The 20,735-nt window shown below is 43.8% G+C and carries 25 protein-coding genes; 4 read left to right on the forward strand and 21 right to left on the reverse strand.

Features of this window, described 5'->3' with window-relative positions:
- Positions 1–5: 5 nt before the first annotated feature.
- From I6E26_RS00895 to I6E26_RS00955, 13 genes are all read right to left on the reverse strand, one after another.
- Complete coding sequence (locus I6E26_RS00895) at positions 6–779, reverse strand: hypothetical protein (RefSeq protein WP_235319937.1); 774 nt, start codon at positions 777–779, stop codon at positions 6–8.
- On the reverse strand, positions 757–1,035 hold the full coding sequence (locus I6E26_RS00900; protein WP_235319938.1) for a hypothetical protein: 279 nt from the start codon (positions 1,033–1,035) through the stop codon (positions 757–759). Before I6E26_RS00900 ends, I6E26_RS00895 begins: the two co-directional genes overlap by 23 nt.
- Positions 1,004–1,846: a rolling circle replication-associated protein gene (locus tag I6E26_RS00905; protein WP_235319939.1), complete on the reverse strand. Its 843-nt coding sequence runs from the start codon at positions 1,844–1,846 to the stop codon at positions 1,004–1,006. The genes I6E26_RS00900 and I6E26_RS00905 overlap by 32 nt, the downstream gene beginning before the upstream one ends.
- Before the next feature lie 109 nt (positions 1,847–1,955).
- Complete coding sequence (locus I6E26_RS00910; protein WP_235319940.1) at positions 1,956–2,969, reverse strand: DUF3102 domain-containing protein; 1,014 nt, start codon at positions 2,967–2,969, stop codon at positions 1,956–1,958.
- The gene (locus tag I6E26_RS00915; protein ID WP_235319941.1) at positions 2,966–4,546 is read right to left on the reverse strand and encodes a PcfJ domain-containing protein; all 1,581 of its coding nucleotides are present in this window, start codon (positions 4,544–4,546) and stop codon (positions 2,966–2,968) included. The genes I6E26_RS00910 and I6E26_RS00915 overlap by 4 nt, the downstream gene beginning before the upstream one ends.
- Positions 4,543–5,025 carry a hypothetical protein gene (locus tag I6E26_RS00920; protein ID WP_235319942.1) on the reverse strand — a complete coding sequence of 161 codons (483 nt, stop codon included), beginning with the start codon at positions 5,023–5,025 and terminating at the stop codon, positions 4,543–4,545. Before I6E26_RS00920 ends, I6E26_RS00915 begins: the two co-directional genes overlap by 4 nt.
- An 89-nt stretch (positions 5,026–5,114) precedes the next feature.
- On the reverse strand, positions 5,115–5,396 hold the full coding sequence (locus I6E26_RS00925; protein WP_235319943.1) for a LysM peptidoglycan-binding domain-containing protein: 282 nt from the start codon (positions 5,394–5,396) through the stop codon (positions 5,115–5,117).
- Between the two features lie 214 nt (positions 5,397–5,610).
- Complete coding sequence (locus I6E26_RS00930; RefSeq protein ID WP_235319944.1) at positions 5,611–5,937, reverse strand: hypothetical protein; 327 nt, start codon at positions 5,935–5,937, stop codon at positions 5,611–5,613.
- Positions 5,938–6,177 carry a helix-turn-helix domain-containing protein gene (locus tag I6E26_RS00935; protein WP_235319945.1) on the reverse strand — a complete coding sequence of 80 codons (240 nt, stop codon included), beginning with the start codon at positions 6,175–6,177 and terminating at the stop codon, positions 5,938–5,940.
- Between the two features lie 218 nt (positions 6,178–6,395).
- Positions 6,396–6,713: a hypothetical protein gene (locus I6E26_RS00940; protein ID WP_235319946.1), complete on the reverse strand. Its 318-nt coding sequence runs from the start codon at positions 6,711–6,713 to the stop codon at positions 6,396–6,398.
- 45 nt (positions 6,714–6,758) lie between these two features.
- Entirely contained in the window at positions 6,759–6,971 is a 213-nt protein-coding gene (locus I6E26_RS00945; RefSeq protein ID WP_235319947.1) for a hypothetical protein, read from the reverse strand.
- Positions 6,968–7,294, reverse strand: a complete 327-nt coding sequence (locus I6E26_RS00950) for a hypothetical protein (protein ID WP_235319948.1) — start codon at positions 7,292–7,294, stop codon at positions 6,968–6,970. The genes I6E26_RS00945 and I6E26_RS00950 overlap by 4 nt, the downstream gene beginning before the upstream one ends.
- 49 nt (positions 7,295–7,343) lie before the next feature.
- A complete protein-coding gene (locus tag I6E26_RS00955; protein ID WP_235319949.1) occupies positions 7,344–7,505 on the reverse strand; it encodes a hypothetical protein in 162 nt (53 codons plus the stop codon).
- Positions 7,506–7,640: 135 nt separating this feature from the next.
- On the opposite strand from I6E26_RS00955, the gene I6E26_RS00960 reads away from it, so the two are divergent.
- The 4 genes from I6E26_RS00960 (at position 7,641) to I6E26_RS00975 (ending at position 10,356) form a co-directional block, all read left to right on the forward strand.
- Positions 7,641–8,264 carry a helix-turn-helix domain-containing protein gene (locus tag I6E26_RS00960; protein ID WP_268824722.1) on the forward strand — a complete coding sequence of 208 codons (624 nt, stop codon included), beginning with the start codon at positions 7,641–7,643 and terminating at the stop codon, positions 8,262–8,264.
- 63 nt (positions 8,265–8,327) lie between these two features.
- Positions 8,328–8,513, forward strand: coding sequence for a type II toxin-antitoxin system HicA family toxin (locus I6E26_RS00965; RefSeq protein WP_235319951.1), 186 nt, complete (start codon positions 8,328–8,330; stop codon positions 8,511–8,513).
- Positions 8,514–8,546: 33 nt separating this feature from the next.
- Positions 8,547–8,975 carry a type II toxin-antitoxin system HicB family antitoxin gene (locus I6E26_RS00970; RefSeq protein ID WP_235319952.1) on the forward strand — a complete coding sequence of 143 codons (429 nt, stop codon included), beginning with the start codon at positions 8,547–8,549 and terminating at the stop codon, positions 8,973–8,975.
- A 232-nt stretch (positions 8,976–9,207) separates the two neighbouring features.
- Entirely contained in the window at positions 9,208–10,356 is a 1,149-nt protein-coding gene (locus I6E26_RS00975) for a tyrosine-type recombinase/integrase (RefSeq protein WP_235319953.1), read from the forward strand.
- 269 nt (positions 10,357–10,625) lie between these two features.
- Here the strand turns inward: I6E26_RS00975 and lysS are convergent, their stop codons facing one another.
- The 8 genes from lysS to mqnE form a co-directional block, all read right to left on the reverse strand.
- A complete protein-coding gene (gene lysS / locus I6E26_RS00980; protein ID WP_235320078.1) occupies positions 10,626–12,518 on the reverse strand; it encodes a lysine--tRNA ligase in 1,893 nt (630 codons plus the stop codon).
- A gap of 55 nt (positions 12,519–12,573) precedes the next feature.
- A complete protein-coding gene (gene greA / locus I6E26_RS00985; protein WP_235319954.1) occupies positions 12,574–13,047 on the reverse strand; it encodes a transcription elongation factor GreA in 474 nt (157 codons plus the stop codon).
- Between the two features lie 181 nt (positions 13,048–13,228).
- Complete coding sequence (locus I6E26_RS11290; protein WP_235319955.1) at positions 13,229–13,744, reverse strand: cell division protein SepF; 516 nt, start codon at positions 13,742–13,744, stop codon at positions 13,229–13,231.
- A 170-nt stretch (positions 13,745–13,914) separates the two neighbouring features.
- A complete protein-coding gene (gene typA / locus I6E26_RS00995; RefSeq protein ID WP_235319956.1) occupies positions 13,915–15,732 on the reverse strand; it encodes a translational GTPase TypA in 1,818 nt (605 codons plus the stop codon).
- Positions 15,733–16,022: 290 nt separating this feature from the next.
- Positions 16,023–17,414 (reverse strand): aspartate ammonia-lyase, encoded by a 1,392-nt coding sequence (locus tag I6E26_RS01000; protein WP_235319957.1) that lies wholly within the window; start codon positions 17,412–17,414, stop codon positions 16,023–16,025.
- Positions 17,415–17,748: 334 nt separating this feature from the next.
- Positions 17,749–18,597: an MTAP family purine nucleoside phosphorylase gene (locus I6E26_RS01005; RefSeq protein ID WP_235319958.1), complete on the reverse strand. Its 849-nt coding sequence runs from the start codon at positions 18,595–18,597 to the stop codon at positions 17,749–17,751.
- Positions 18,587–19,630: a cyclic dehypoxanthinyl futalosine synthase gene (mqnC, locus tag I6E26_RS01010; protein ID WP_235320079.1), complete on the reverse strand. Its 1,044-nt coding sequence runs from the start codon at positions 19,628–19,630 to the stop codon at positions 18,587–18,589. The genes I6E26_RS01005 and mqnC overlap by 11 nt, the downstream gene beginning before the upstream one ends.
- Positions 19,630–20,730: an aminofutalosine synthase MqnE gene (mqnE, locus tag I6E26_RS01015; RefSeq protein ID WP_235319959.1), complete on the reverse strand. Its 1,101-nt coding sequence runs from the start codon at positions 20,728–20,730 to the stop codon at positions 19,630–19,632. Before mqnE ends, mqnC begins: the two co-directional genes overlap by 1 nt.
- Between the last annotated feature and the right edge of the window lie 5 nt (positions 20,731–20,735).

Genomic DNA, 20,735 nt, shown 5'->3' on the forward strand with positions numbered 1-20,735 from the left:
CCTCCTTACAAGAACACTGTTGCTCCTTCTTTATCAACACCCAGCTTTTTAAAGATTCGCCGGTTGGTTGCAAAACTTACGGCATCTGTTTTGGTCTGGCAAACCTTCTCCATCTCCTCCAGCATATTCTTGAATGTGCTGAAAGGCAGATTAGTAATATGCTCACGAAAATACTCCTCGCACAGCTTCAATCTCTTTTTGCCAAAACCAAAAGTGGTCCACATGGTATGCAGCCAAATCAGCCTCATATTGTCCATCGTTCTCATTGCGTGATTCCTGGCATGGTGGCGCGCGTATTCGTCAATGCTTGCCTTGGCTGGTGCCTCATTCTTTTTCTGCCATAAGTAGGAATAGCCACACTCCACCTGCAAATCGCTCTTTATGTCATGAAGGCTCAAATAGTGGTGTGGGTATTTACCCCCAGACTCTGGCAGTACCACTCCTTGGAGTCTCAGCTTATCTGATTCATTTGTCTCTGCTACCAGCCCAATGATTTTATTAAACTGCTGGGCAAATCTTACCAGCCGTACATAGCGATAGCCAAAGTCTTTGTACAGCACCCACGCGAAAAGTGGAACATAGTAAGCTCGACAAAAATCCACAATGCGGGTTAGGTTTTTGTTAGCTATAGCAGCCCCCGCCCCGCTCTTGCGCAGCTCCTCCTTCATCTCTCTCATAGCTTTCTTTTCGTCAAGGCTGGATGAAGCCCCTAAGCTCATGTTGATTCTATCAAGGACATTGTTATGCATCGCCTTTTTAACGCTTTTGTATTTTCCCATTTTGCCTCTCCTTTCTTTTTCTCGCGTGACAATAGGCAGACTGAGGATGATTCATCTCCATCAGCTCACCTATCTCCTTCCATGTGCACCCAGCTTTGCGCAAAAGTGCCATGCCTATATGGTCAACCCGTCTTTTCATGCCGGGATTTGCCAGTTTCTCAAAAGCCATCTCTGCTGACATTGGCCAGGGATTCAGAATGGCCAGTACAAGAGCACAGATATTTTCAGCGTGTATTGTTTCTTCTACCTCTCCCATTCTCCGGCCCTTTCTTTTTCTCCACCTTTTTCAGCCTCATACGGCAGAACAAATACATTTGCCCTGTTTCTTCACTTACGCTCCTTTCTACATCCTGCAGCTCATAGCCGGGATTGTCCCTCTCTATAGTCACACGCAACAGCTCAGAGTCCTCTGGTATGCTTTTCAGAACTTCAAAACGCTTACGGGATATTTTTGTATTTTTACTGCATGATACCCAGGGCTTGATTAATCCTTTGCTGGAAATCCAGCGTTTGGAGTTTTTCTCGTCAGTCTCCCCACCCTTGGAAAGATAGCTGATGATTTTCTGTAGACCTATCTTGGGATCACTTCTCAGCCGATCCGCATTGCAGTAACCTAACTGCCATTTGTTTTCGACTTCCTCTCTGGATAGCTGACCGTCCATCAGTACATGAAAATGCATTCTGCCTCTAGGGCTTTTCTCAAAGACTATTATGTACTTGCAGTTTGGCAGCCCCAGCTTCTTGCGACGATAGTTCAACCTCGCTATCCAATTCTTCACCAGCTTGTGAGCCTGCTCCTCAGACTCTGGATAATTATCTTCGCTAAAGGTAGGGTGTACTACCAAATCTCTATTGCCTTTGAAGTTAGCCTCTACTAGAGCCTCAAAGTATCTCTTTGCTTTCTTAGCATTAAGTCTCTTTTGCTTAGGCGTAGACTCACGATACTTTCTCGGTGCCCATCCTGGAAGAGCACCCTCAGAAAAATTAAAATAGGACACCTGTATATAATCTGCCCTTGTGTTCTTCTTTGATGAATTTCTTTTAATCTTTCTGATGATGTTCTTCATACTCTCTACCCCAAATTTAAGTGATATGCTTTTCCCTCACTTGTTACTACCCTAGTACAAGCCCCAAAGGGCTCCATCGAACCCTTTGAGACAAATACTTTCTATATAATTATTCCGCCCAGGCCGTCATTTCCAGAACGCCCTTCATTAAGTTTCTAATAGCTGCACCATAGTTATATTTCTTTTCTCCTTCCATATAACTAAGCTGGGTTAATAATGCTTCTATTTCAGTACGAATGTTCTCATAGTGCCGTATCAGCTGTTTTTCTTCTGGAGTCCGCTCTGGCTTTACCGCTTCCAACTCTGCCACCCTGGCCTGTAACATTTCTAACTGTTTCGCCTTATCCTCTGGCATCTTCTCAACGGTAACAGCGGTAGTTTCTATCGGCGCCTTCTTGGCTTCTTCCAATTGGTTCTTTGTATCCTCAAACAGATTTTGATACTTTTCTACTTCCTGGGCCATAGCTTCATGCTGCTTATCCGCCCGGCTTAAGTCGCGCTGTAAAGACTCACATTTTTTCTTTAGCTCTGTCAGTTCCTGGCTATCTCCAGCAGACTGCAGCTTCGCTTCGGCTTCCTGCCATTTCTTTCTCGCCTCATCACAGTTGTCCCGCATATCATCATATCGGCCTCGCAAGGCCTTTATTTCATAATCTTTCTTGGCCACAGTTTCCTTGACTTCCTTTAATTCAGCTAGAGCTTTGGCCAGCTCCTGCTTGCTCATATCTGGAAGTTCTTCTTTGTGCTCATTCATAAACTCAGTACGCTTTTCTTCATCTTTAATAGAAGATAACGCTAAAAGCTGGCTCTGGTTCAGCTTGCCCAGAAGCTCTGCATCCGGTACCGTGCCAAATAACTTTGTTTCCTTATTATTGAAGTTTTTGTATATGGTGATGATATTCTGGGCGGTTCTTTCCGAATAATCTACATTATCCTTTAACCACTGGCCCCAGTTGCCATGCCCTACAGCTCCCTTGGCTAGCAACAGCTTTTCACCTATACGGCAGGTAGAAAGGTATACCGTCTCTCTTACCTGCTCCTTGATAGCATTTATTTCAGCCGCCAGTTGACTCAGCTTCTGCTCTGCTGGCAATTGGCTCTCTGTATTCATTACTTCGTTCATGCGGTTTTCCTGCCTTTCTTTTTCTCCAGGACTTCCTTACGGAATTTATCTACAAAATCCTGTACCTCTTTGGGTAAGTCTTGATTATATTTTCCCCTAGCCTGTTTGATACGGCCGTCACATATCTCCATTGTGCCAAGGGATTTGTTTATCTCGGCCACTTTTCTGATATACACAACATCAGTCTTTCCGTTGGCCACTCTGCTGATATAGCCGCCCACGCAATTATGCATATCCTTGCCTTCCCTAATTAAATCATTGATTTTCTTAGGAACCACAATTGCATATCCATCCGCCTTGAAGCTGTACTTAGCTTTTAACTTCTTTTGTCTAGCTATCCATTTGCGTTCGGCTTCTTCGTCTCTCTTGCGTTTGATTTGTTTTTGCAGCTTTACATGAAGCTGCTCCAGGTCCTTTGGAAAGAGTGTGGCCTTTTCCGTGAAGTCCATTTCCAGCTCCTCGCAGTCCCGCAGGTAGTCTGCATATGTGCTCAATAAATAGCTTTTGCCCATACCATACATAGAGTCATTTTTCTCAAGATACAGCAGGGCTTTTTTTAGCTTTACATGCTCCATAACTTTTTCTATATCCATCATATGGCATATGCACAGCTTCTCTTTAACTGTCTGCATATCTATACCGGCTCCCATAGGGTGCTTCCTAATCTTCTGATACCGCTGTAATGTTTGTATATTTATATTGTGTTCCTGAATATACTTCATATCTGACTTGGGAATTTTGCCTCTTAATATTTCCTTTAAGGTATGGCCACGCATATTAAACGCAGCTCCCAGTCCTGCACGTGATTGAATGGCATAGATTAAAATACTTTTAAATCCGCTTTTGGCTAGATACTCTATCTGTAAAGGATATTTAGCCAACATATGCATTATATAAATCTGCCTCCAAACCTCCCACATAGCACCCTTCATAGAGTCAAATACATATTGCAAGGCATGCCCCTTTACAGCATTTTGTATCTGCATAAGGTTTGGATGGGCTATTTTTACTTTGCTGGCTACGTAGTATGAACTGATTCTATCCCTGCAGCTTGCCCGTAAAACCCACCTTGCTTCGGCAGGTTCGCTGTAGTAGGTGTTATAGTATTCCCCTGCATAGAAGAAATTCTGATGAAACATTGTACTTCTGGCTATGTAGTAACCACCCTTGTTAGGTATGAAGATATACCGTGCATCCACATATCTATAGGGTTCTGACTCCCAAGGCTTTGTGTTAGAGAACCAATGGCAGCTTAATATAGCAGTGCAGGTCAATATATCCGGATCCTTAATAGATGGTGCCCAATGATATGTCAGCCAGGTTTCCCGCAACCTCCGAGCTTCAGCCTTACGATACCTAGTCATATGTACCACACAGGCCCGCTTATGACAGCAAGGGCACTCACCAATTTCCAAATGCTTGTGGTATTTAGAAAAGTTACTGCCACAGTTACCGCAGACGGTATGACCTTCTTTGTCTGTTTGAAACAAATATATAGGCCTTACATTATCAGCCTCATGGAGAAATTCTGCTGGCACTTCGTCTGGGAAGTGGGATAGTACCTCATCCACAGTCATAACAACCCCTCCATACTGAATGCAGACAGATCTACTAACGCTCTATGGGGCTGTTCTACTGCCGCATCTTTCCCTATTTCCTCAGTTTCCGCATCCGGTTGCGGATTCTCTACCGCTGGCTCCGCTACTCCGTATGGTCTAAACTTCTTGCTGGCTGCCATCATCATTTGATACAGAAGTCCATGCTCCAGCTTCTGCTGAACATCTTTCATGCCAAAATATTCTAAGATAGTACCTACTGCCTCTTCCGGCGGTGTGCATACACAGGTTGCACTGCCCCTATTTTTGCTGGCATTTTCTCTCATGGCGGTATATGCTCCGCCTACTGTTTTCTCCTTTTTCAGTATCAGCTCAGCAGCCTCAGCAGGGGAAGCCTCCAGCCACAAAAACAAAATTTCTCTGACTCTATCCTTAGCACTGCCGGCAGTAAGTTTCTCCTGCTCCAGCTTCTCCCGTGCTTTATCCACATTCTTATCCACAATGAAAACCTCCTGTTCATAAAAACAAAACTATCAATAACATAGCCAGAAATCCCAGCCATGTCATAGCTCTATCTGAAAGCATAGGCCTACTCCTTTACCCAGTAGTTGATTCTTATCTCCTGGCCAGGGTAGATTTTGCCTCTATCCTGCTGGAGTTCTGGGTTGAGTTCCACTATACCTTCTTCAAACTCCAAGATATAACGGCGCCCGCCTGTATTGAGAGGCAGGTACGCTTCGGATATATCCCGCAGGGTATCGCCCTCTCTAACGATATATGTAGTCTCTACCAGTTTCTTGGGGCCGTCATAACAGCCTACCAGGAACCCCACAGAAACTATCAGCGCCACACCTGCAATAAACTTTCTCATATAAATGTCACCAATCCTTTCTCTACCATTTCATCCGCTTTATATCCATATTTTCCCTTTACTCTGCCACACAATAGGCACCTCCAGCAGCGTTCTCAGAAAGGATAGTATAAAAAAGCAGAAGCGCTTATCCCTGCTAAGGGAGGGTACTGTTCAATGTTGCCCTAACAGGTGCAGTCTCAACTGGAAGCGTCTACTGTGTGGCAGAATATACTCAGTGTTGGATATATGCTCCCCACAGCTTTTCGTAATCTTCTTTAGTGATTTGTGGAAAAGCCTTGACTATATCAATTTCCTCACCAATCTTTTCCTGGAGGAAATCGTAAACCAATCTTGCCTCTAAATCATTACGGCAAAGTACAAATACATAATCGTCGCATAAATGGGAAATTATCTTAATCCCTGTGTGCTTTTCCATATCTCGGGCTATCTCGCCCATTTTCTCCGCCCAGCGCTTAATGGCATAGATACGGCCGGCTTCTACCAGCTTCCTTGGCACCAATATTCTTACTGCTCTTATATACACAAATTCTTTTCCCATTTACTTGCCTTCTTTCATAGCCACGATAGTATGCAAATTATCTCCCTGGTGCTCCCGAATAAACTCAGTCAGCACATAGATACTGATGCGCTTGTGTCTGCCAAACTGTATGCAGGGCAACAACGATGTGTCTATTAACCTTTTTATAAAAGCTTGATTTGTACCCAGGCGGGCTGCCGCCTCTTTTTGAGAAATAAGGCGATCCCCCTCTGCCACATCAACCACGGAAAACTCTGACATTTCTTACACTCCTTTCTACTTTCTCAACTCATTTCCTACTCAACACACCGACCAAAGTGTGTGCGCCTGGGGCGCAGCAGGCACCCATAGCAGCACTGTCTAAAGAAGTTGAAAAATGACAATGCTTATCCCCTCCCACCATCTGAAGGAGGGTACAGTCTAAACTATGGATACCTGCTCTGCCACAGGCTAGCCCCGCTGGATGGCGGGGCTATATTTCACTTTCCCCACTTGGCATCATCAATCTTACGGAGGGTATCCAATCTCAATGAATAGTGCAGCTGATCCAACTTGTATTTCAATTTGTCGGCTCTAAGCCGGCAATACAACGCCCCACAACATGCAGTGCTTCCCAGCTTCACTTTCGTATTCTGATCCTTTTCCTCTGGTGTATAGAGCCTTATCAGCTTTTCAGCAATCTGGCCAAAGTCATGAGCCATCCGGCGAAGCTCTGCTTCTCTCTGAGCCGACATCCGCTCCATTGTCCGAAGCTCCTGGCGCGCTATCTTGTATTCCTCATAGATTTTCTTATTCATCTTTCTCACCTATTTCATCTTTCATATTGCCAATTCCTTTTTGCTTTACATTCTGTAGGTTCTTCCGGCTACTGACTGTATAAGCTCTGTTCCCATCATCTCAGTTGCCCTGTTAATTGAGCTTATGCCGTGGTACTCTTTGTAGTACCAAGCCGCGGCGGCGGTTAATAAGTTGATAGCCTCCATAGGCGCCATATCGTCTGGTTTGAATAGATGAGCTTTTTGTGTTTCGTCTATTTCTAATATGATTGTTTTCATCTTGCCAGCTCCCTTCTATCCAACATCTTTAACAGCTCTCTTCTGATAACCCCTGGCTCCTGAATGGCCATGATAGCGCAGGTGATATTCTTGCGATGGTACAGCTCGCTTGGAGTGTTCTTCTGTACCTGCAGGTACTCCTTGCCAATGAATCTGTAGATTTTACAAATGTCAGAGTCTGCTTCACTGTCGTACTTGTCGCCCAATACCTTCTGAGCTGCTTCCATGAGCTTGGCCTCATAGGCTTCTTTTCTAGCCTTGGCCCAATGGAGGGCGGCTACTGTGATAATTGCGATGGTGCATACAATAATAACGGTTGTCATTTTTTAGCATCCTTTCTTATCTGCTTTACATTCTGTAAGTTCTGCTCTGTTATGCTGACTTGTGAGGTGGGATGGCTGCCATACCCATGTTGAAACATTTTGAAGCCATGCGCTTTACCGCTTGTTCCCAAGGGTTGCCCTGGCGAAGTTCTTCAATGAGCTGATGGGCATCTCTTACGATTTCTTCCATTTCTCTGTCTTTGGTTTCCATGGTGTTTGCTCCTTTCTTAGTTGTGTTAGTGATTAACTTTATGTCTATATAATAAGCTAATTATTAACAATTGTCAAGATATTTTTCTTGCTTTTTGTTAGTCGCTAACATATAATGTTTACAGAGGTGATTTTTATGAGTATTAATAGGAGAATAAACTTATTACGAAAACAATTAGGAATGATTCAACAAGATTTTGCTAACAAAATAGGAGTACAGCGGGTTACTATCAGCTGGATGGAAAAGGAAGGCAACACTATCACTAAGCAGAACATAAAGATTATCTGTGATACTTTCAATGTCAGCGAGACTTGGCTTTTGAATGGCGAGGGCGAAATGTTCCGCCCGGCTGATAAACCTGACATTCTGGACAGACTGCAGCAGGAGCTGAAGCTGACCAGTCAGGAAATGGAGATTATCAGAACTTTTGTGGAACTTTCCCCGGAACAGCGCCGTATGGGTATTGAGTTTGTACAGACCTTTACCAGTAAGCTTTCTGATGTGGCCAGTGCTTTGCAGGAAAAAAAAAGCAAAAAAAATGATGTGTCAGAATCTGACACATCGAAAAATGGTAATATTAATAATTTGGATAGCTGCCATCAGACTGCTTCTCCAGCTAGGGAAAACTCAGCCCCGCCAGCTGATAATTCCCGCCCGGAGAGTCTAACAGATGAAGAATGGCAGCTCATCCAAATGGCACGGCAGGAAAAAAGACAGGCATCACAAACCTCATCCTCTACAAGCTCCGACATCGCATAAAATAATACGTGCTTGATTGATACGTATTACTATGTTATAATAAATGTGTAAGGAGGGTTGGTAATGACACCAAAGGAAGTTGAGAAAATTGTAAAAAAAGATGGCTGGTATCTGGTTAGTATAGAAGGCTCACACCATCATTACAAACACCATGAAAAATCTGGCAAGGTTACAATACCTTTTCACAAGAAACCTAAAGACCTGTCAACTAAAACCCTGAAATCTATATTTAAGCAGGCCGGGCTGTAAGTCCGGCAAATGCTATCTGAAAGGATGATTTATATGTTGAGTGTTTATCCTGCTCTTTTCTATCAGGAAGAAAATGGCATTTCTGTAGTTTTCCCAGACCTTAATCATCTGTCTACCTGTGGCGATGATATGCAGGAAGCTATGGAGATGGCTGTTGACTGCCTGGCTGGTTATTTATTCTCTGAGAAGCTGGATGGCAATGAGGTTCCCGCTCCTACTCCTATTGATAAGCTGGATATTTACTGTGAGGACGATACTGATGAGGAGCGGGCCGTTCCCCGCTTTGCTAATATGGTTTCTGTTGATGTGGAGGCTTATGCTGCCAAGCATTTCAATAAGGCCGTTAAGAAAACCCTCACTATTCCCCAGTGGCTTAATGATGTAGCAATGGCCAGAAAAGTAAATTTTTCTAAGGTATTGCAAAAAGCACTATGCCAGGAGCTAGGTGTTAGTGTTTCATAAGGATGTGATATTTATGCTGTCTATAAAAATTGCTAATGTAGTACCATTGTCAAATATGCAGCTGCTGGTTTTCTTTGAAAATGGTGTTATTAAGAAATTTGATGTAGCGAGAGCATAGAACATTGACCATTTCGAGCAAGTGCATGAAATGGTATCCTAATACACTTTAATAGCACTATACATTTCCTACTCAGCACACCGACCAAAAGTTTATCACTAGGAGATGTATAGAATGAAAAACCCAAATGTTAAAGATGTGCCCCATGTTAGATGCAGGGGCAAGAATTGGTATTTCCGTATTAAGAAACCGAATATGTATGGCGAATGGATCTGGACTGAGATTAAGGGTGGCAGTACCAAGGAAGAATGTATTGCGAGCTACTATGCCACCAAAGAACAGATTGGCCAGGAAGTAAAGGTATACAATCCTGATACCATTACTGTACGCAAGGTTTTTGAGGTATGGTTCAGCGAGTATGTTGAGCTTAACACCAGGCCTTCAACCCAAAAATCTTATGAGGGCATGGTCAAAAAGCATATTCTGCCTGTAATTGGCAATCTTAAGCTAAAGGATGTTACACCCCGTGCCATCCAGAAGCTTATCAATGTGAAGCACACTGAATTGGCCAGAGCTTCAGCAACAAAGCTGCTGACTGTATTGAAGCAGGCTATGGCCTATGCTGTATCGCCATGCTGTTTTATTGATGTCAGCCCGGCGACTAACATCAGAGTGCCAAGAGCGATAGATGCCAAGCCCCAAAAAGCTCATGTATTTACATTGCAGGAGTTAGCAAGCATCGAAAAGCGTTTTCCGCCTGGCCATCAATACTATGTGCCACTTCATATCTGTTTGTATGCAGGTTTGCGCATCGGTGAAGCTCTGGGGCTTCGCTGGGATGATGTAAATATGGAGAACCAGGAGCTTTCCATTAGAGGTACAATGATGGAAAATGGAGTTTGGCAGGATGTACCCAAAACAAAAAGCAGCTTCCGCACCATACCCTATGGTGAGAAGCTGCAAGAGATTTTGAAAGCTGAACGAGAGCATCAAGACTCCGCCCGGCTGACATTCAAGTATGGAGTCTACAATCCACGCAATTATGTATGTTGCCGTCCTGACAGCGGATACAGGATGTGTGGACGAGACTTCCGTTACTTTAATGAATGGTGCAAGGAAACCTTCGGCGAAGGATCGACACACTCCCTCCGTCACACCCACGCGACAATGCTTCTTGAAGCTGGCGAATCGCTGGAGGCTGTTTCCAAGCACCTAGGTCACACTACCGTAATAACCACATCTAAATATTACTCCCATGTAACGGAAAAAGGCAAGTCCCAAATGAAAAAAACCATGGATGCAGTCTTTCCCATCGGTGAGTAGCTTACGAATTTATTATCGGATGTAGTCGCTACGGGTAGCTGTGAATGACGATTCCTTGCAAATGCAGTCTTTTTGCAATAAGCCAAAAACTATATAGCGATACAGGATTTTATGCCTAATGATAAATTATCGGATGTAATTTTAAGAGCTAAATCTACAACACAATATACAAAACACTCTAATTACAGTAGCATTGTACCATAATTAGAGTGTTTATTGTCAATTATTCGCAGTCCCCGCAACTATAAGCTGCGGGATTGCATATTATTTTAATACAGCTTTGCGCCGGCTGGGATGCGATCAGATACCATTAACAGATTCAGAGCTTCCTCGTCATCCTCCTGATGAACAGCACTTATGATCATACCACAGGAGTCAATGCCCATCATCTTTCTTGGAGGCAGGTTAACAATAGCAATCAAAGTCTTACCGACCAGCTCCTCTGGTTCATAATACTGATGAATACCGCTGAGGATAACTCTGTCATTGTCAGTACCATCATCCAAAGTAAACTTCAACAGCTTCTTGGACTTTGGTACAGCCTCACAGGCCTTAACCTTAACAGCACGGAAATCCGACTTAGAGAATGTCTCAAAGTCTACGCATTCCTCAAACAGAGGCTCAATCTGAACCTTGGAGAAATCAATCTTTTCCTCAACCTTTGCTGGTGAATTTGCATGCAGGTTCTTCTTACCCTCACCAGCCAATGGTTTCATGGTTGGGAACAGCAATACATCACGAATGGATGCACTGTCAGTCAAGAACATTACCAGACGGTCAATACCGATTCCAAGACCACCCGTTGGTGGCAAACCATATTCCAGAGCAGTAATGAAGTCACGATCCATTTCATGAGCTTCATCGTCACCAGCCTCACGCTGCTTCAACTGATCCAGGAAACGTCCCTCCTGATCAATTGGATCATTCAGCTCAGTAAAGCCGTTAGCCAGCTCACGTCCATAGATAAAGAACTCAAATCTATCTGTAATCATTGGGTTCTCAGGGTTGCGCTTAGCCAATGGGGAAATCTCTGTTGGATGACCAGTAATAAAGGTTGGCTGAATCAGAGTCTCCTCAACCTTTTCCTCAAAGGCTGCGTTGAGAATACCGCCAATACCGAAACGCTCCTCATAAGGTACACCAATTTCAGTAGCCATAGCTCTTGCTTCCTCAACAGTCTGACAGCTAAGGAAATCCTTGCCAGTTGCTTCCTTAACAGCATCATTCATGCTGATGCGCTTTACATTGGCTAAATCAATGTGAGTACCCTGATAATCAAATTCAGTTGTACCAAGAACCTTGTTGGCTGCATTCAATACAAGGCCTTCAGTAATATCCATCAGATCAGTATAATCCGCATAAGCCTGATAAAGCTCAATAGTTGTAAACTCTGGGTTGTGACGGACATCCATACCCTCATTACGGAATACGCGGCCCATTTCATAGACACGCTCCATGCCACCAACAATCAGACGCTTCAGATTCAGCTCTGTAGCGATACGCAGGTACATATCGAGATCCAGAGTATTGTGATGGGTAATAAATGGACGAGCCGCAGCACCGCCAGCAATAGTGCCCAATACAGGAGTCTCTACCTCAATATAATCCCTCTCATCTAGATACTCACGGATGGACTTCATAATATTGGTTCTAGCAACAAAGGTATTCATAACCTCTGGATTCATAATCAAATCAACATAACGCTGACGATAACGAATCTCTGTATCAGTCAAGCCGTGGAACTTCTCTGGCAATGGACGCAGAGACTTGGACAGCATATCAAAGTCGTCAACACGGACGGTAATCTCTCCACGACGAGTACGGAATACATGTCCCTTAACACCAATAATATCACCAATATCCAGTAGCTTAAACTGAGAATACTTTTCCTCACCCAAAACATCCAGCTTAAAATAAATCTGAATGCGACCGCTGCGATCCATCAATACGGAGAAGCTTGCCTTACCATGACCACGAATAGCCATCAGACGGCCAGCAATGGTAATTTCCTCGGAGCTTTCCTCCTCACCTTCCAGATGACCAAACTGCTCCAGTACATCCTTAGCATGATGAGAAACCTCAAAGCGATGGCCAAAAGGAGCCACCCCCTTAGCCTCAAAGGCAGCCAGTTTATCCCGGCGAACCTTCATCAATTCATTCATATCCTGCTCAACAGGTCTATTTTCCTTGTTTTCTGACACTTAAATCTATCTCCTATTAGTTCTTAATTTCCATTATCTGATACTGGATAACATTCTCGCCTACCACAACATCCACTACAGAGCCTACAGGCTGACCCATAATAGCCAAGCCTACTGGAGACTCATTGGAAATTTTGCCGTTATCAGGATCGGCCTCAGTAGCACCAACCAGCATGTAGGTATCAACCTCATCAAATTCAATATCCTTCAATACAACCTGCGCACCAAGGGATACAGTATTGCTATCTGCACTAGCCTCAATAATCTTGGAGTTGCGGATGCTTTCCTCCAGCTCTAAGATTTCGCCCTCCAGGAATGCCTGCTCATTCTTGGCATCATCATACTCGGAGTTCTCTGACAAATCGCCCAAAGCAATGGCTGCTTTCAGACGTGCAGCAACCTCCTGTCTTCTCTCGCCTTTCAAAAAATCCAGTTTTTCCTGCAGCTTTTTCAGACCATCAGCTGTCAATAATACACGTTTATCTGCCATATCGTCAAAACTCCTTTTCATATATTGTTATGGGCAAAGCCCATACTTTTCATAAGTCACACTGTACTATTATATTAATTTTTTAGTATATTGTCAATGTGTCAACCTTGGCTCAGCTGGCAAGCTAAAAAAATGGAGTCAATCTGCCATAGGGCAAACTGACTCCATGCCTATCATTTTATTAGAATTTTACTGGTGCAGCATCAGGCGCTACGCTCTTAACCTCGTTAATTTCCACGCAGTCAGGTACATACAATACCATAGTAGCTGTGATACGACGTACATCACCATCCTGCACATAGCAAACGCCATTGAGGAAATCACAAATACGACGCTGCTCAGCCAATTCTACTCGCTCATAGTTTACGATTGCGGAGCGCTTGGACTTGAGTGCATCTGCAATCTCAGATACACTATCAAAATTCTGAGGAGTGTAAATCTGAATCCGCATATCCTGCTCCTTGTTGTTGACAACCAGCTTCATGTTTTGACGATTCATAGCTGCCTTAGCAAATGGATTAGTATCAACACTGTTAACATTGATGCTCTCCCCACCTACAACCTGCTGGCTGTTAACGGACTGTGTCTGCTGGCCAGCAGATGCTACAGCATCCTCTGCCTTAGCATATCCATCATCAAAAATAACCTCTTCATCTACAGGTGCTAAAAAATTCTTAAGCTTTTCAAGTATCTCCACAATCTCCGCCTCCAAATAAGTCCCATATCCCTACGGCTTTCATCCAAAAATAATTTTTACGCTGTTCAAGGGTTACTTGTATTATCATATATTATTTCAGCATGCTACTATTGTACATGATAATTCAATAAATAGCAATAGAGATTAAAGACCTATTTTATATATTTCAATTATTTTCTTGCATTTTTGCTAGCACGGCCACGAGTGGTTCTGTCCAGGATAGCCTTGCGGAGACGAATGCTTTCAGGAGTAACCTCTACCAATTCGTCCTGATTGATGTACTCAATAGCCTGCTCCAAGCTGAGAATACGAGGAGGAACAAGACGAATTGCCTCATCAGATGCAGAAGTACGCATATTGGATACATGCTTAGCCTTACATGGATTAATATCAATATCCATCTCACGGGAGTTCTCACCCACAATCATGCCCTCATATACAGCCTGACCAGGAGAGATAAACATAGTACCACGGTCCTGCAAGGAAAAGATACCATAACCAGTGGTCTCACCCTGCTCAAAGGCTACAAGAGAACCACGAGCACGGCCTGGAATATCTCCCTTATAAGGTACATAACCAGCAAAGGTATGGTTCATAATACCATTACCCTTAGTATTAGTCAAAAGCTCAGAACGGAAACCAATCAAGCCACGAGCAGGAATCAGGAATTCCATGCGCATATAACCAGAAACCTCAGTCATATTGGACAGCTCTGCCTTGCGGGTACCCAGAGACATCATGACAGTACCCTGATACTCCTGTGGAACCTCTATAGTCAGATTCTCCATAGGCTCGCACTTCTGACCATTAATGGTCTTGTATACAACCTCTGGCTTACCAACCTGCAGCTCATAGCCTTCACGACGCATAGTCTCAATCAAAATGGACAGATGCAACTCACCACGGCCAGAAACCTTGAATACATCAGCACTATCAGTTTCCTCTACACGGAGAGATACATTGGTCTCAACTTCCTTGAAAAGACGATCGCGGAGATGACGGGAAGTAACAAACTGTCCCTCGCGACCAGCAAAAGGACTGGTATTTACACCAAAGGTCATGGACAGAGTCGGCTCATCAATATTAATAGTTGGCAACGCCTCTGGATTTTCTGCATCGGCAACAGTATAACCAATGCTAACATTGCCCAAACCAGTCAAGCAAACAATCTCACCCATGGAAGCCTCTGGAACCTCTACACGGCTTAGGCCCTGATAGGTATATACCTTGCCAATCTTGGCCTTAGTCTGGCTGTCACCATCTAACAGAACAACGTTCTGGTTAGGCTTCACTTTACCACGGATAATACGGCCTACAGCAACCTTGCCTACGTATTCATCAGCTTCCAGATTAGTAATCATCATCTGAAGAGGGCCATCTGCATCGCCCTGTGGACATGGAATCTCCTTGATAATAGTTTCCATCAATGGAGTCATATCATTATTATCATCATCCATGCTGTACTTGGCAATACCATCACGAGCAGTTGCATAGATACAAGGGAAATCCAGCTGATCGTCATCAGCATCCAAATCCATGAACAGTTCCAGAACCTCATCATAAACATCATCAACACGCTGATCAGGGCGATCAATCTTGTTAATAACAACGATAGGCTTCAGTCCCTGCTCCAAGGCCTTGCGCAGTACATACTTAGTCTGTGGCATTGGGCCCTCAAAGGCATCTACCAGCAGAACAACACCGTCTACCATGTTCAGTACACGCTCTACCTCGCCACCGAAATCAGCATGGCCCGGGGTATCTACGATATTGATTTTGATGCCATTATACATAATAGCAGTATTCTTGGAAAGAATTGTGATACCACGCTCACGCTCCAGGTCACCGGAATCCATTACGCGCTCGGCAACCTGCTCATTAGAACGGAAAATGTGGCTCTGCTGCAGCATGGCATCTACCAAAGTAGTTTTACCGTGGTCTACATGGGCAATAATCGCAATATTTCTCAAATTCTCGTTTGTACTCATTGGTTTTTCAATTCCTCCCATTAATGCAAACAAAAGGGGAGTCACCTACTCCCCATTAATAACACATTCTGTAATAACATAACAATTATATGCTAGTATTTCACCACTGTCAATTATTTTCATAAGAAAACACCAAATTTTGAGTACCTTATGAGTAGTTTTGACACTGTTTTCATCATATCATGATTTACTACAATAAAAATATGATGACATATACATAGTACAGCAACTGCTCTCTATGTATATGCCATCATGTAAAAATCACAAATTCAAAATCCTACATTATTAATTTATTTGCCAGTAATACCTGGTGTGGTCATGGACATAGGAGCCATAATCTCATCCAGCTTCTCCTGAGTCATAATTCCCTTTTCCAGAATTATCTCTTTAATAGGACGGCCGGAATTATATGCTTCCTTAGCCAGCATAGCAGAGGTTTCATAGCCGATATGAGGCAGCAAAGCGGTAACAACGCCTACGCTGACATCAACCCAATGCTGACACTGCTCTCTATTGGCCTGCAAATCCTTCAACAGCTTATCAACAAAGCCATTTACTGCATTGGTCAGGAACTTCATGGAGTTAAAGAGATTGAAGGCAATAACCGGCTCCATAACATTCAGCTCGAACTGGCCATTTTCTACACCCAGGGAAACAGCCAAATCATTGCCAATAACCTGATAGCAGGTCTGGTTCAAAACCTCAGCAATAACAGGGTTTACCTTGCCTGGCATAATGGAAGAACCTGGCTGGCGCATAGGTAACTTCAATTCGTAGAAGCCATCTCTTGGTCCAGAAGCCATCAAGCGGAAGTCATTGGCCATCTTAATAAGTACCAAAGCGGTATTCTTCATGGCAGCAGATACATCAGCAAAGCCATCGGTGTTGTTGGTCATATCAATGAGATTCTCTGCTTCCTGCCACTGCTCCCCAGTTACCTTTTCTAATTCCTGGGCAATACAAGCCAGATAAGCAGGCTCTGCGTTAAGGCCAGTACCTACAGCCGTACCGCCCATATTGATGTACTGGAGATTGTCCAAAGCAGCTTCTATGCGACGCACCCCACGTCTAACAGCAGAAGCGTAAGATCCCATTTCCTGTCCCAGAGTAATAGGCACGGCATCCTGAAGATGTGTACGGCCCATTTTCAGGATATCCTTGTACTCCTCAGCTTTCTTATCCAGCTCTTCAGCCAGCGAAGTCAGGGCTGCAATCAGCTTTTTGCCCTTGGCTCTGAGGCAAACCTTAATGGAGGTTGGGAAAACATCATTGGTAGACTGAGCCATATTAGCATGGTTATTTGGTGAAACAATATCATAACGTCCTCTAGCCTCACCCAGAATCTCCAAAGCTCTGTTGCACAAAACCTCATTCATGTTCATATTGCACGAGGTACCAGCACCACCCTGAATTGGATCAACTGGGAACTGATCATGCATTTTGCCCTGGATAACTTCATCAGCAGCTTGTACAAGAGCATTGCCTATTTTCTTGTCCATTCTGCCAGTAGACATATTGCCAAGGAAGGTAGCCTTCTTTACCTGTGCCATAGCTGTAATGAAATCATCGTCCAGCTTATGACCGGTAATGGCAAAATTCTCTATAGCCCTTAAGGTTTGTACCCCATAGTAAACCTCATCTGGAACCTCTAACTCACCGAGAAAATCATGTTCCTTTCTCATATTGCTCGCCCCCCCGTATTTTATTTTGTATTCTGTATACAATATTCCTGTTGACCATAATATACCACAGAATACTCAAACAGACAAGTACTAAAAAGGCATAGTTTATATAAAAATTAATAATATTTATTATACCAAGCATTTTAATCCAAGCTTTGCACAATATACTATCTATTGATTATTATAAAATAAATATATTTTATTTAAATGTACACTGGTTTTGGCATATAATCAGAAAATTTTCCACAAAAAAGCACCTATGAATTAACATAAGCGCTCAAAAACAATGTTGTATGCTAGTAGGCCCCGCGTTGTGCGAGGCTTTTTCATTTATTTATCCTTTAGCAGATTCGGAGTTGTATACATCTTTTAGCAGGGTTTCTTTGCGTAGTTCCTGGCAATGGCAATGCTTATCCTGGGCGGAGGTGTTACGGATGGTTTCCAGCAAAATTTCTCCTATCATAACAGCATCGTCATAGAAGATATTGGACATATCCTCATGGGACCAGACTTTGATTCCCTCGCCGTAGTTGACAGTAAAATACAATCCCGCATAGCAGGCGCCGATTTCCCGGGCTAGATATACCTCAGGACACATGCTTTGGCCCACAATATCTGCATGTCCATTAAGCATAGCCACCTCAGCTGGACTTTCAAAATGCCTGCCATCGGTTACAGCATAGGTTCCTCGAATAAAGACTCTACCATCAAACCGCTTGGAAACAGCCTCAATGAGAGTTTTACGCATTTCTGGGCAAAGAGCCTCCCGCATAATCAACAGATATCTGCCATCCAGCATAACATCCTTGCGGACAGACATATCCAAATAATCATCTGGCACAATAAAATCCCGTAAATCCAGCAGCTTGTTTACGGTGCCTACTCCCCCCTCGGACAGAATCCTCTTAACACCTGCTTCCCGGAACACCCAGAAAACCTGTCGAGAAGCATCACTTCTGCTGACACCGCTGCGCCAGCCGTGCATTTTCACCGTCAATACTTGCTTATCTCCTACAGAAAAGAGCCGCATAGCTGGACTTTCACCATAAGGAGTCTCAAATCTCAGATTATCCGCAATTATCTCTACATCCTGAGCCTGAATATTGTTAGGAAAATCGCTGGAAAGCGTACCAGAACCTCCCACAATACCATATTCGGCTTTGGGTATCTTGTTATCTAACATCAGCCTTGCCTCCATATGTCTTGATTACATTGTACTCCGTATCTCGCTGAGCTGCCTGCCAGCCTGCTCCCTGAATCATGTCCACCATTTTCTGAATAGACATATCATAGGCTGTACCGGCCGCCTTGACCACATTTTCCTCCAGCATAATACTGCCCAAATCATCTGCCCCAAAAGCCGGAGTAAGTTGTCCAATACGTTCTCCCTGAGTTACCCAAGAACCCTGAATATGAGGCACATTATCCATATAAAGTCTGGTTATAGCCAAATTTCGCATATAATCCCAGCCAGAGGTTTTTTCTCCTCCCAGCTCTGTATTGCCAGGCTGGAAGCTCCAAGTAATAAAGGCCCTAAAGCCTCCTGTTTTATCCTGTAGCTGACGAATACGCTCCATATGCTCCACCCGCTGAGCCATGGTTTCACCTAAGCCGATAACCATAGTTGCAGTGCTTTCCATACCGATGGAATGAGCACATTCCATGACATGGAGCCAATCCTCCGTCATAATCTTCTTGGGGCTGACCCGCTGGCGCACCTCGTCCACCAGAATCTCAGCTCCACCACCAGGCAGGCTGTCCAAACCTGCTGCCTGCAATCTTTTGAGGCAATCCAAGATAGAAATACCTGCCTGACGGGCAAAATGCTGAATTTCCGTAGCAGTAAAAGAATGAATGGTAATCTTGAAATTTTCCTTGATAAGCCGCAGCATTTTTTCATAATACTCCAGCCCCAAATCAGGATAAAGACCACCCTGAATCATAACCTGAGTAGCCCCAGCATCTACTGCCTCTCTCACCTTGCCTAGAATTTCATCAAAGGTCAGGAGATAGGCATCCTTGCTTTCCTTGCGACGGAAAAAAGCACAGAATCTACATTCATTAACACATACATTGGTATAGTTGATATTTCTATCTACAATAAAGGTAATTCTATCTCCAAAGCGTTTTCTAGCTTCGGCTCCTGCCAGCTGTCCTAACTGGATAGGATCTCCATTTATCAGCAGCTGTTCTGCTTCCTTGGCATTCATTCTCATCATTTGACTGCCTCCTCTCCAGTTTCCACAGGATGATAGAAAGTATCTCGCTCCACAGGCTCAAAACCAGCTTCTGTAATCAGCTGACGCAATTTGCTGCGGGTAATCCCCCGTCCTGTATTGGCACCAGCAGCATGAATGATTTTTTCCTCTCCAATGGTACCATCCAAATCATCAGCTCCAAAGCCCAAAGCTAGCTGGGCAATAGGCATGGTCAGCATTATCCAAAAAGCCTTAATATGATCCACATTATCCAGAATCAATCTGGACAAGGCCATCATTTTCATATCCTCCCAGGAACCAACCCGCTTTAAATAATCCAACCCTGTATTGGCAGGGTGGAAAGGGAAGGAAACAAAGGCCTGAAAACCACCGGTTTCATCCTGAATATCCCGTAGGGTAAATAGATGCTGCAACCTTTCCTCAATGGTTTCAATATGACCATACATCATGGTGCAATTGGTGCGGATGCCTAGCTTGTGAGCTGTCTTAATAGTTTCAATCCACTGGACAGTAGTAGCTTTTTTCGGACAGATAATTTCCCTTACTCTATCGCTAAGAATCTCTGCGCCACCTCCTGGTAGAGAGGAAAGGCCAGCCTTTTGCAAAATCTCCAATACTTCTTTGATGGATTTGCCAGTCATTTGGCTAAAATGCACAATCTCCACCGGAGTAAAAGCCTTGATATCCACCTGTGGCAAAGCCTGCCGTACCTGTTTTACTACATTGAGGTAATATTCAAAGGGCTTATCTGGATGGAGTGCGCTGACAATATGGATTTCGCCTAGATTTCTGGTAACCTTGGCCTCCTCCAGAATTTTGGCAATATCTGTTTCCTCCAGTACAAAGCCTCCCGGCTCCCCTTCCTTTTTCTGAAAGGCACAAAGAGGACAGCCCGAAGTACAGATATTGGTCAAATTAATATGCTTATTAACATTATAAAAAACCTGTCGTCCGCTCTTTTTTTCCTTCATGCGTCTGGCACAATCTGCCAAAAACAACAAATCATTATCTTCATAGAGGGCCAAGGCCTCCTGTAAATTCAACCGCAAGCCAGCATTGGCTTTTTCTCTGGCCTGCAGAATCAATTCTTTGATCATAATAT

This window comes from Anaerovibrio lipolyticus (assembly GCF_021531495.1).
Lineage (GTDB): Bacteria > Bacillota > Negativicutes > Selenomonadales > Selenomonadaceae > Anaerovibrio.

Coding starts and splice junctions, on each gene's coding strand:
- I6E26_RS00945 (WP_235319947.1), bottom strand. CDS start 6,971: ATGAAAACAATCATATTAGAAATAGACGAAACACAAAAAGCTCATCTA.
- I6E26_RS00910 (WP_235319940.1), bottom strand. CDS start 2,969: ATGAACGAAGTAATGAATACAGAGAGCCAATTGCCAGCAGAGCAGAAG.
- greA (WP_235319954.1), bottom strand. CDS start 13,047: ATGGCAGATAAACGTGTATTATTGACAGCTGATGGTCTGAAAAAGCTG.
- I6E26_RS00940 (WP_235319946.1), bottom strand. CDS start 6,713: ATGAATAAGAAAATCTATGAGGAATACAAGATAGCGCGCCAGGAGCTT.
- mqnC (WP_235320079.1), bottom strand. CDS start 19,630: ATGAGAATGAATGCCAAGGAAGCAGAACAGCTGCTGATAAATGGAGAT.
- I6E26_RS00925 (WP_235319943.1), bottom strand. CDS start 5,396: ATGAGAAAGTTTATTGCAGGTGTGGCGCTGATAGTTTCTGTGGGGTTC.
- I6E26_RS01000 (WP_235319957.1), bottom strand. CDS start 17,414: ATGAGAAAGGAACATGATTTTCTCGGTGAGTTAGAGGTTCCAGATGAG.
- I6E26_RS00895 (WP_235319937.1), bottom strand. CDS start 779: ATGGGAAAATACAAAAGCGTTAAAAAGGCGATGCATAACAATGTCCTT.
- I6E26_RS00965 (WP_235319951.1), top strand. CDS start 8,328: ATGACACCAAAGGAAGTTGAGAAAATTGTAAAAAAAGATGGCTGGTAT.
- I6E26_RS00915 (WP_235319941.1), bottom strand. CDS start 4,546: ATGACTGTGGATGAGGTACTATCCCACTTCCCAGACGAAGTGCCAGCA.
- I6E26_RS00900 (WP_235319938.1), bottom strand. CDS start 1,035: ATGGGAGAGGTAGAAGAAACAATACACGCTGAAAATATCTGTGCTCTT.
- I6E26_RS00970 (WP_235319952.1), top strand. CDS start 8,547: ATGTTGAGTGTTTATCCTGCTCTTTTCTATCAGGAAGAAAATGGCATT.
- I6E26_RS01005 (WP_235319958.1), bottom strand. CDS start 18,597: ATGTTAGATAACAAGATACCCAAAGCCGAATATGGTATTGTGGGAGGT.
- I6E26_RS00960 (WP_268824722.1), top strand. CDS start 7,641: ATGAGTATTAATAGGAGAATAAACTTATTACGAAAACAATTAGGAATG.
- lysS (WP_235320078.1), bottom strand. CDS start 12,518: ATGAATGAATTGATGAAGGTTCGCCGGGATAAACTGGCTGCCTTTGAG.
- I6E26_RS00930 (WP_235319944.1), bottom strand. CDS start 5,937: ATGGGAAAAGAATTTGTGTATATAAGAGCAGTAAGAATATTGGTGCCA.
- mqnE (WP_235319959.1), bottom strand. CDS start 20,730: ATGATCAAAGAATTGATTCTGCAGGCCAGAGAAAAAGCCAATGCTGGC.
- I6E26_RS00955 (WP_235319949.1), bottom strand. CDS start 7,505: ATGGAAACCAAAGACAGAGAAATGGAAGAAATCGTAAGAGATGCCCAT.
- I6E26_RS00950 (WP_235319948.1), bottom strand. CDS start 7,294: ATGACAACCGTTATTATTGTATGCACCATCGCAATTATCACAGTAGCC.
- I6E26_RS00905 (WP_235319939.1), bottom strand. CDS start 1,846: ATGAAGAACATCATCAGAAAGATTAAAAGAAATTCATCAAAGAAGAAC.
- I6E26_RS00975 (WP_235319953.1), top strand. CDS start 9,208: ATGAAAAACCCAAATGTTAAAGATGTGCCCCATGTTAGATGCAGGGGC.
- I6E26_RS00935 (WP_235319945.1), bottom strand. CDS start 6,177: ATGTCAGAGTTTTCCGTGGTTGATGTGGCAGAGGGGGATCGCCTTATT.
- typA (WP_235319956.1), bottom strand. CDS start 15,732: ATGAGTACAAACGAGAATTTGAGAAATATTGCGATTATTGCCCATGTA.